This is a genomic window from Acinetobacter sp. 161(2023) (genome assembly GCF_037027805.1).
GTDB lineage: Bacteria > Pseudomonadota > Gammaproteobacteria > Pseudomonadales > Moraxellaceae > Acinetobacter.
This window is the reverse complement of record NZ_JAZEYD010000042.1, coordinates 1-1,482: the sequence shown is the minus strand read 5'-3', so window position 1 is coordinate 1,482 and position 1,482 is coordinate 1. Positions and strand designations below refer to the sequence as shown.

Below are 1,482 nucleotides of genomic sequence, written 5' to 3'. Positions count from 1 at the left end.
TGTTATTCCCAAGTAGAAATGTCCTACCTAATAACTAAATAGAAATGTCCTATACAGGCATTTCCAAGTCAAGCACAGGATTTAGATTTCGCTGTTGAATAGCTGTTTTCTGTGCACGTCTACTTGGCATCTTTTGAGAACGATTCCGTTGGTTATGCTGTTCCAATTCTTCATGCTGCTGTTGAATATGTACCAGCACAGAACCCAAACGTTTATTCTCAACAATCTCTCGCTGGTTAAGCTGACTTAGTTTATCGAAGATGCTATAGGTGATCTTTCTCCCTTGATATTCAATGGCTACAGTCCCATCTGGGTATTCTAGGAACTCAATATATTTGCCGATCAGCTTTTGATTTTCTTCTGTACTTTCCAGTATATATACGCATTTATCATACGTAATGGTCAGGCTGTTGGTGACTCTACGTGGCTCACGCCAAGTAAAAATATCATCTAATTCCTCAGGGGTTTCAGTGACACTCCGGTGTAGATCCTTGGGATTAAAGGCTATCTTCGCAAATTTTAGATTGAACTGCTCAATAAAGCGGGGTAACCAAATATTTGCTTCGGCAATTGAGGAGATGCCTTCCAGTCGCATCTCTTTGATCAAGCGATCCTGTAGTGTTCTATTGGCGCGTTCTACACGACCTTTGGCCTGTGGTGAGTTGGCGAAGATGATGTCGATATTGAGCGTGTTGAGTACGCGCCCAAATTGCGTAATCTTGGTGTCTTTCTTACTGCTTTGATTCACTCTAAAGACTGAATGTTTATCGCTGTAAAATGCCAATGGTTTACCGTGTTGTTCAATATAAGCTCTAGTTGAAAGCATATAGTCAAAGGTTGATTCTGATTCACAGAAACGTAGGTGCTGTAAGCTTCCTGTGGCATCATCGATAAACACCAGTAGACAGCATTTAGGAGCACGTCCTTCGAACCAGTCATGGTGTGAGCCATCAATTTGGATCAGTTCACCATAACAATCCCGGTTATATCGAGGCTGATAGGGTCGTTTCAGGCGTTTAGAGCGAGGAATCCACAAATTGGTTGCAATCATCCAGGAACGCAATGTTTCCACGGAAATATCAAAGCCATGAATGCTGGTCAGCTTTTCATGGGCTAAGGTGGGTCCGAAACCATGAAATTGATCAGAGACAATATTGAGGCACTTCAATCTGAGTTCTTCAGGAATCTTAGAGTTGCTGGTTTGGCCACGTGCCGCATGGGCTAAAGCAGCTGGACCTTGAGCTTTGTATTTTTGCAATAAGCGTCTGATTTGACGCTCTGAAATATGAAGCAGCTGAGCAGCCTGAGACTGGCTAATGCGTTGATCACAGATTTCTTGCAAGACTGACAATCGTTTAAGTTCTTTATCCGACATAGACACCAACATATCAAACAGTCCGCTAAGAAAATTGCAAATACGCATATTCTAAAAGCGGACATTTTTACTTTGGAGAAACCGGACATTTCTATTTGGGGCTTACA

The 1,482-nt window shown here is 42.2% G+C and carries 1 protein-coding gene; it reads right to left on the bottom strand.

Going from position 1 to position 1,482, the window contains the following annotated elements:
• Nucleotides 1-49: 49 nt before the first annotated feature.
• Nucleotides 50-1,375 (bottom strand): ISNCY family transposase, encoded by a 1,326-nt coding sequence (locus tag WA249_RS18845; protein WP_079744833.1) that lies wholly within the window; start codon nucleotides 1,373-1,375, stop codon nucleotides 50-52.
• Nucleotides 1,376-1,482 lie beyond the last annotated feature (107 nt).